Source organism: Paenibacillus sp. CR_12, from assembly GCF_041953985.1.
Classification (GTDB): domain Bacteria; phylum Bacillota; class Bacilli; order Paenibacillales; family Paenibacillaceae; genus Paenibacillus_AQ; species Paenibacillus_AQ lautus_A.
In genome coordinates, this window is record NZ_JAVFHO010000016.1 from 48647 (window position 1) to 56342 (window position 7696).

The 7696-nt window shown below is 50.5% G+C and carries 8 protein-coding genes and 1 other RNA gene; all 9 read left to right on the forward strand.

Annotated features, from left to right (window positions below; all coding sequences use genetic code 11):
* Window positions 1-144: 144 nt before the first annotated feature.
* The 9 genes from rho (at window position 145) to RB297_RS31030 (ending at window position 7358) form a co-directional block, all read left to right on the forward strand.
* Window positions 145-1473, forward strand: a complete 1329-nt coding sequence (gene rho, locus RB297_RS30990) for a transcription termination factor Rho (protein WP_096777303.1) — start codon at window positions 145-147, stop codon at window positions 1471-1473.
* A gap of 32 nt (window positions 1474-1505) precedes the next feature.
* Window positions 1506-2783 (forward strand): radical SAM family protein, encoded by a 1278-nt coding sequence (locus RB297_RS30995; RefSeq protein WP_009595518.1) that lies wholly within the window; start codon window positions 1506-1508, stop codon window positions 2781-2783.
* 172 nt (window positions 2784-2955) lie between these two features.
* Entirely contained in the window at window positions 2956-3153 is a 198-nt protein-coding gene (rpmE, locus tag RB297_RS31000; protein WP_006207505.1) for a 50S ribosomal protein L31, read from the forward strand.
* Between the two features lie 117 nt (window positions 3154-3270).
* Window positions 3271-3537, forward strand: an RNA gene (gene ffs / locus RB297_RS31005) — signal recognition particle sRNA large type.
* A 296-nt stretch (window positions 3538-3833) separates the two neighbouring features.
* Complete coding sequence (dnaX, locus tag RB297_RS31010; RefSeq protein WP_096777304.1) at window positions 3834-5549, forward strand: DNA polymerase III subunit gamma/tau; 1716 nt, start codon at window positions 3834-3836, stop codon at window positions 5547-5549.
* A gap of 41 nt (window positions 5550-5590) precedes the next feature.
* Window positions 5591-5902, forward strand: coding sequence for a YbaB/EbfC family nucleoid-associated protein (locus RB297_RS31015; protein ID WP_009595540.1), 312 nt, complete (start codon window positions 5591-5593; stop codon window positions 5900-5902).
* A 25-nt stretch (window positions 5903-5927) separates the two neighbouring features.
* Window positions 5928-6527 carry a recombination mediator RecR gene (recR, locus tag RB297_RS31020; RefSeq protein ID WP_009595539.1) on the forward strand — a complete coding sequence of 200 codons (600 nt, stop codon included), beginning with the start codon at window positions 5928-5930 and terminating at the stop codon, window positions 6525-6527.
* A 224-nt stretch (window positions 6528-6751) separates the two neighbouring features.
* Window positions 6752-7039: a hypothetical protein gene (locus RB297_RS31025; protein ID WP_009595542.1), complete on the forward strand. Its 288-nt coding sequence runs from the start codon at window positions 6752-6754 to the stop codon at window positions 7037-7039.
* Window positions 7040-7088: 49 nt separating this feature from the next.
* Window positions 7089-7358 (forward strand): pro-sigmaK processing inhibitor BofA family protein, encoded by a 270-nt coding sequence (locus RB297_RS31030; protein ID WP_009595500.1) that lies wholly within the window; start codon window positions 7089-7091, stop codon window positions 7356-7358.
* The last annotated feature ends 338 nt before the right edge of the window (window positions 7359-7696 follow it).

The following is a 7696-nucleotide window of genomic DNA, read 5'->3' on the forward strand; positions in this document are numbered from 1 at the left end:
AAAATGAGGGAAATGTGTGGTGGAAACTGCATATCTCCCTCTGATTTGGGTAATGCTCCTAGTAAAGCTCTCATAGACTAATAGACTACATGACAGCAGGGAACTGCTGCGACAGAAACAAATAATTGAATAGGTGGTTATTGAATGGATTTACAAATAGCCGATTTGGAAGGCATGAAGCTGACGGATCTGTATAAGCTGGCCAAGAAGTATCAGATTCCTTATTATGGCCAGTTGAAGAAAAAAGAATTGATATTTGCCATTCTCCGGGCGCAGGCCGAACAGAGCGGCTTGATGTTCATGGAGGGCGTACTCGAGATTTTGCCGGAAGGATACGGTTTTCTGAGGCCGATCAACTATTTGCCGAGCACGGAGGATATCTACATTTCGGCCTCCCAGATCCGCAAATTCGATTTACGGACCGGAGATTTGGTTTCTGGCAAATGCCGGACGCCGAAAGAGAACGAACGTTACTTCGGACTGCTGCAGGTCAACGCCGTGAATGGCGAGAATCCTGCCGTCGCAGCGGAACGACTACACTTCCCAGCCTTGACTCCTCTATATCCGCAAGAAAAGCTTGTTCTTGAAACATCCCCTAATCAGTTGTCAACCCGAATTATGGATCTGCTTGCACCCGTAGGTTTAGGACAACGCGGTTTGATCGTGGCACCGCCAAAAGCAGGGAAAACGCTCCTCTTGAAAGAAATCGCCAACAGCATCTCAACCAACAATCCAGAGATTGAACTGTTTGTTTTACTCATCGATGAACGGCCTGAAGAAGTGACGGATATGCAGCGTTCCGTTAAGGGTGAGGTGGTTGCTTCTACTTTTGACGAGCTTCCGGAGAACCATATCAAAGTGGCGGAACTGGTATTGTCGCGCGCCTTGCGGCTGGTGGAGCATAAGAAGGACGTGGTTATCTTGCTGGACAGCATCACCCGTCTGGCTCGTGCGTACAACCTGGTCATTCCTCCGTCCGGCCGAACGCTGAGCGGCGGTATTGATCCTGCGGCATTCCATCGTCCGAAACGTTTCTTCGGATCGGCTCGTAACGTGGAGGAAGGCGGAAGTTTGACGATCCTGGCGACAGCCTTGGTTGAAACCGGATCGCGGATGGATGATATCATTTATGAGGAATTTAAAGGCACAGGCAACATGGAGCTGCACTTGGACCGCCGCTTCGCGGAACGCCGTATTTTCCCGGCGATCGATATTCGTCGCTCCGGTACCCGGCGCGAAGAGGTGCTGCTGAACAAGGATGAACTGGATACCATTTGGGCGATCCGCAAAAATATGAACGACTCTGCCGATTTTGTGGAAGGCTTCCTTAAAAAAATGCGTGAGAGCAAGAATAACGCGGAGTTCTTGGCATCATTTGACGTGAATGCCAATAACGGCGGCGGAACCGGGACTCAGGGCCAGGCAGCCAGACGTCCATCGCGTGCATCTGCGGCGACGGCCCCTCAGAGCTAAGCCCTGAATCAACCGGAGAATAGGAGATCAACATGTATTTGGTTTATGCAGATGAACAAGGGAATGTATACGATCATTCCGAGCTGTTCGGGCTGGCCCGCAGCGGAGATATGATCGTCGAGATATTGGAAGATGAATTGATACCTTTGCCGGAGGGAGCTACGCTGGTCGGACTGCCGAGTACCCGAGCGATCGGAATGGATCCGGAGACCGGTGACATGATGCCGCTTGAGGACGGGTATACGGCTGTCGGAGCGCTTCTGCCGCAAGGCTACACCCGGCTCTGCCTGCCGGGGTACGTGAAGTCGGACAAGGAGTATAAGCTGCCGCTGTTTGGTTACTCGGCGGTCGTATGGAAGGATGGCGCTTTCTATACGACGGCGCGTTTGTCCGACGATCCCGAGAAGTGGAATCCTGTGAATTGCGATCTGGACGACCTTGAGCTTGGGGTTAAGACGCTGAAGGAGAAGTATCCGGAGAATCGGCTCTACGAACATCTGTCTAACTGTGCGCTGGGATACGAATGCCTGACGGCGTCCAACACCTTCCTGAATCGCTGGGAAGGCGCGGTTCCCGTGTCTTACTCCTGCAATGCGGGCTGCTTCGGTTGCATTTCGGAACAGCCGGATGACAGCGGCTTTGTCTCCCCGCAGACGCGCATGAACTTCCGTCCGAGAGTGGATGAGCTGGTGCAGGTCATGCTGGAGCATCTAAAGACCCCGGAGTCGATCATCAGCTTTGGCCAAGGCTGTGAGGGCGAACCCTCCACCCAGGCGAAGATCATTATAGAGGCCATGCGAGAAGTCCGGGCACAGACCGACATGGGTTACATTAATATTAACACCAATGCGGGACTGACCGATTTTATCCGCGGTATCGTGGATGCGGGTCTTGATCTGATGAGAGTCAGCACGATCAGTGCATTGGATGCCCATTATAACGCATACTACAAGCCAAGAGGCTACACGCTCGCTAATGTGGAGAAATCTCTTCGTTACGCAACGGATCAGGGCGTATATACATCCATTAACTATCTGATTTTTCCGGGCGTGACCGACCGCGAGGAAGAGCTGGAAGCCATGATCGAGTTTGCCCGGCGCACGGGACTCAAATTGATTCAGCTTCGCAATCTGAATATTGACCCTGAGAGCTATCTTGGCCTCATCCCGCCTGCGCAAGGCGAGATTCTCGGAATGAAGCAGGCGATCGAGATCATGCAGGAGGAGCTTCCGGATGTGGTGATCGGCTCCTATACGCATGTGCCCCCTGCTGGACAGGCGAGACCGAAAAAGCGGCCTTCGATTATTTAACTAGCACGGACTCGAATGTGCTAAAAATAGGGTGTAGTTCCAATCGCGGACTTGTCTGATGATTTGTGTATGGACTATTGCGCATTCAATATGCTCGTGCTATACTCCTTTTATGTGTCCATATAACTCTGGGTCCGCATGAGGCTCAGGGCGGAAAGAGGTGAAAGCTACAATGAAACAAGATATTCAACCGAAATATCACGTTACTACAGTTACTTGTGCTTGCGGTAATACGTTTGAAACAGGTTCTGTGAAACCCGATCTTCGTGTAGAGATTTGCTCGAACTGTCATCCGTTCTTCACAGGTAAACAGAAATTCCTGGATGCTGGCGGTCGTGTTGATAGATTCAAGAAGAAATACGGTATCTAATAAACAAACCCTTCGCCCTTGTGGCCGAAGGGTTTTTGTCTGTCTTCAGGGCCGTTGGAGTATGCAACTTCTTCCGTCGGTTGCTTTTTTGGTAGCCATGCGATATACTAAAGTTCGCCGTGCTAGACGGGGAGGTAGCGGTGCCCTGTAACTCGCAATCCGCTGTAGCGAGGTTGAATTCCTGTTAGAGGTGTTGTCGATGTGAGGCTGGTCCCTGCGCTCAACGTTGACGGTTGGGTCCTCCGCAATGAGCACTTGTGAACCTGGTCAGGTCCGGAAGGAAGCAGCCATAAGCAAGACCGCTTTTGTGCCGGAGGAGTGCCTAGCCCGAGTTGCTGCTCAGGATTGCCGCTCGGATCGCAATGATCAATAACAGGTGCACGGTATACATATCTGCACATAACACCTTTGCCTTTGGCAAGGGTGTTTTTTTGTCGAGGCGGGATTCTATATTGGAGCGAATGCTTCACGTGAACTTTGGATAAAGTTTTCCAAGTAAACGTTTTGCTAAGGCAGGGGAAAGTAGTATAGAATGTAGTATAATATAACCGTTGACTCATGCCGTTTAGGCTCGGATTGACCATGAATATAACTTGTAAAGCACGTGAGGATTGGGCTTTGGTGTGAGCCTTGGATTTCCTAATCTTCGCGAAGTGGAAGTTGAAAGAGGGTAAAGCATAGTGGAACATATCGCGTTATATCGAGCTTGGCGACCACAGTCGTTCGGCGACATGGTGGGCCAGCAGCATATTATCCAGACCCTGCAGAATGCCATTCGCGAGCAGCGGGTTTCCCATGCCTACCTGTTCAGCGGTCCACGGGGTACGGGCAAGACCAGTGCCGCTAAAATTTTGGCCAAAGCCGTGAACTGCGAGCATGGTCCGGCTGAGGAACCCTGCAATGCATGCGAGGCCTGCCGGCGCATAACGTCCGGAGCCGTCATGGATGTCCAGGAGATCGATGCGGCATCCAACCGCGGCGTCGAGGAGATTCGTGATTTGCGGGAGAAAGTCAAATACGCACCGACCGAAGTGCGGCGCAAGGTTTATATTATTGACGAAGTACACATGCTGACGACGGAAGCGTTCAATGCCTTGCTGAAAACGCTGGAGGAGCCGCCGGCACACGTGATGTTTATACTAGCGACAACAGAGCCGCACAGGCTTCCGGCAACGATTATCTCACGCTGTCAGCGGTTTGACTTCCGTAGGGTGTCCCTGGAGGAACAAACCGGACGTCTGGAGCAGATCTGCGGGGAAGAAGGCATAACGGCTGAGCATGAAGCGCTGCAGTATATTGCGCGTCTATCGGATGGCGGTATGCGGGATGCTTTGAGCATTCTGGATCAGATCGCTTCCTTCACTGGAGGTACCGTATCTTACCGGCAGGTCATGGACATGACGGGAGGCATTGCCTCAGAGCAGTTTGGCCGTCTGGCCGGCGCCGTGAAGCAGGGGGATGCCGGACTGGTCCTGCAGATCGTGGAGCAATTTATGCAGGAGGGAAAAAGCGCAGATAAATGCATGGAGAATCTCCTGTACTATTTCCGCGATTTGCTTATGATCAAGATGGTTCCCGATGCCGACAAGCTGACCGATCGGGTTTTGAACCCGGCCGAGTTTCAGGAGATGGCAAATGCCTTCAGCCGGGATGAGCTGTTTCAAATGATTGATACGCTCAACCGTTATCAGAGTGAGATGAAATATGCCTCGCAGCCGCAAACCCTGTTTGAGGTGGCACTGCTCAAGCTTTCCGGCATTACCCAATCCGGCGGCGGGGCCGCAGCTGTCCATTCTACCGCCGATGCGGGAGAACTGGCTCAGTTGAAGCAGCATGTAGCCGCACTTGAGAAAAAGCTGGAGCGTCTGATTCAAAACGGTGTTCCTGCATCGAATCAACGCGAACCGGCCAAGTCTGCCCGTACACCTGCACCGAAAGCAGCTTCAACGGCCAAGATTCCGCAGCATATGGATCAGTATGTATCCTCCCGGACCGGAGAGGATTATACCGCTGTACATCGGCAGTGGGCCCAAATTCTGCAGAACGTGAAAGAGGAGAAGGTAACGGTTCACGCATGGCTGATGGATGGTGAGCCCGTATCCGTATGGGAAGACAAGGTGCTTGTCGCTTTCAAAAACAACATCCACCGCGAAACCACGGAGAAACCTGCCAACAAACAGGTGATTGAAGGGGTTCTTGAGTCTATGCTCGGCAAGCCGTACCATCTGGTGACCATGATGCTTCGCGACTGGAATGATGCGGTAGAAGGAGTAGGCAAGCCTCAGGCGGAAGAGCTTAAGCTGGAACATGAAGAAGCTGATGCCGGTGGAGAAAAACCATGGATTGATGAGGCGATCCAGCTGTTTGGAGAAGACCTCGTTGTCATAAAAGACTAGCGCGTCCCTACGTGCACCCTAATTATAAGGAGAGATGAATCATGAATAATATGAACCAAATGATGAAGCAAGTGAAAAAGATGCAGGAGCAAATGCTGAAGGCGCAGGAAGAACTTGCTACAAAAACCGTTGAAGGAACTTCCGGCGGCGGCGTGGTTACCGTAGAAGCGAATGGCCATAAACAAATTTTGTCCATCAACATCAAGCCTGAGGCGGTTGATCCGGATGATGTGGAAATGCTGCAGGATCTGGTGCTGACTGCGGTTAACGATGCACTTGCCAAGGCTGAAGAAATTGCGAACGCCGATATGGGCAAATTCACAGGCGGCATGAAAATCCCGGGCTTGTTCTAAACTAACCTAGAAGGAGTAGTTACATTTGTACTATCCTGAACCGATCGCGAAGCTCATCGATGCCTTTACGCGACTGCCGGGTGTGGGGCCGAAAACGGCCGCCCGCCTGGCTTTTCATGTTCTGAACATGAAGGAAGATGACGTTATTGATTTTGCCAAAGCGCTAGTCAGTGTCAAAAGGAATCTGCACTACTGCTCCGTCTGCTGCAACATCACGGATACGGATCCATGCCGGGTATGTCAGGACAAGACTCGGGATGCTTCGATCATCTGCGTTGTACAGGATGCGAAGGATCTGGTGGCGATGGAGCGCACGAAGGAATTCGAGGGCTACTATCATGTCCTCCATGGGGCCATATCTCCGATGGAGGGGATCGGGCCGGATGAAATCCGTTTGAAGGAGCTCCTCACGCGCTTGAGTGACGAACGAGTGAAAGAACTCATTTTGGCGACGAACGCTAATATTGAGGGGGAGGCAACGGCGATGTACATATCGCGCCTGGTCCGTCCTTTTGATATTAAGGTGACTCGTATAGCCCATGGACTGCCGGTTGGCGGCGACCTGGAGTATGCAGATGAAGTGACTTTATCCAAAGCGCTTGAAGGTCGAAGAGAACTGAACTGATATTATGGATTCCTGCAGCATTTGATTGAAATATGAAAGCAACACAAGAACGAGCATTGGAAGCGATTCTGATGGCTCGTTTTTTGTTTGCATATTTCTAGGCCAAGAAAGTAGAAATTGAAAGTGTTCTTATGGTTCTAAGTTTGTCCCTCTCTCGATATGAATGTTACAGACGGTCTTTATAAGGACAGGTTAATCATTCATATTCATAGGGAGTGAACGGAATGAAGATATGGTGGAAGTCGAGGAAGAAAGAAGAGGAAACGTATATCACGGCAGAGGAGCAAGAACGGATGTGGCATGTCTTCCTGGACGTCCAGAGATCCCAGATGGAGTGGGAGCGGGCGCACTTGCTGTTCCAGGAGGCGACGGGACAGGATCAGATCGATTATGCGATCTACATGTTGGAGGCGGCAGAGCGCAAATACCAGATGAATCTCAAACAGGCCAAGCAGCTCAATCTGGATGGAGCAAGGATGCAGTATATCGAGCAAAAAAGGGAGAATGGTTAACCGAGAGTGATTGATAGGATTCCTATTGACCTTTGAAGGAGGAGTATCTATGAAATTGATTGTGCTTGGCGTACTATGCATATCGCTCTTGCTGCTTATCTATGTTGTGTTTAGAAAGAAGCTCGGGCTGGGATGGCTGACTGTATTCGGGGCGCATCTGGCCCTTTCGGCTGTAGCTATCTATGTTGTGAATTTCACCGGATTAGCAGCTGAAGCGTATATTCCTCTGAATCCGATGACCATAGGAACGGTCATGGTCCTGGGCTTGCCGGGTGTGGCCCTACTTGTCGGTTTAAAATTTACGATATTAGGTAGTTGACGTATGCTCATATTCTATGATACATTAATGTTCGCCCGTTTGATTGCGGGTGATAGAGATTCACCGGTCAGGCAGAACTTGAATTTGAAAATAATTAAAAAAACTCTTGACCAACAGCAAGCTAGTATGATATATTATAAAAGTCGCCGCTGAGATGCGGATGACAAACAAAATGTGATTGATCTTTGAAAACTGAACAACGAGTGAGTAAGGATTTCACTAGTGGGATCCATTGCGAAATCATCATGTACAAGCTTTGGTTTGTCGGATGATGGAGCATAAAGAGAATTGAACAAATTCTCGTCAGTTAAGAAATGAGCAAGTCAAACTTTATTGGA

What these genes read in the sequence shown, in the direction of transcription:
- rho (WP_096777303.1), top strand. Translation starts at nt 145, where the DNA reads ATGGATTTACAAATAGCCGATTTGGAAGGCATGAAGCTGACGGATCTG.
- RB297_RS30995 (WP_009595518.1), top strand. Translation starts at nt 1,506, where the DNA reads ATGTATTTGGTTTATGCAGATGAACAAGGGAATGTATACGATCATTCC.
- rpmE (WP_006207505.1), top strand. Translation starts at nt 2,956, where the DNA reads ATGAAACAAGATATTCAACCGAAATATCACGTTACTACAGTTACTTGT.
- RB297_RS31015 (WP_009595540.1), top strand. Translation starts at nt 5,591, where the DNA reads ATGAATAATATGAACCAAATGATGAAGCAAGTGAAAAAGATGCAGGAG.
- RB297_RS31025 (WP_009595542.1), top strand. Translation starts at nt 6,752, where the DNA reads ATGAAGATATGGTGGAAGTCGAGGAAGAAAGAAGAGGAAACGTATATC.
- RB297_RS31030 (WP_009595500.1), top strand. Translation starts at nt 7,089, where the DNA reads ATGAAATTGATTGTGCTTGGCGTACTATGCATATCGCTCTTGCTGCTT.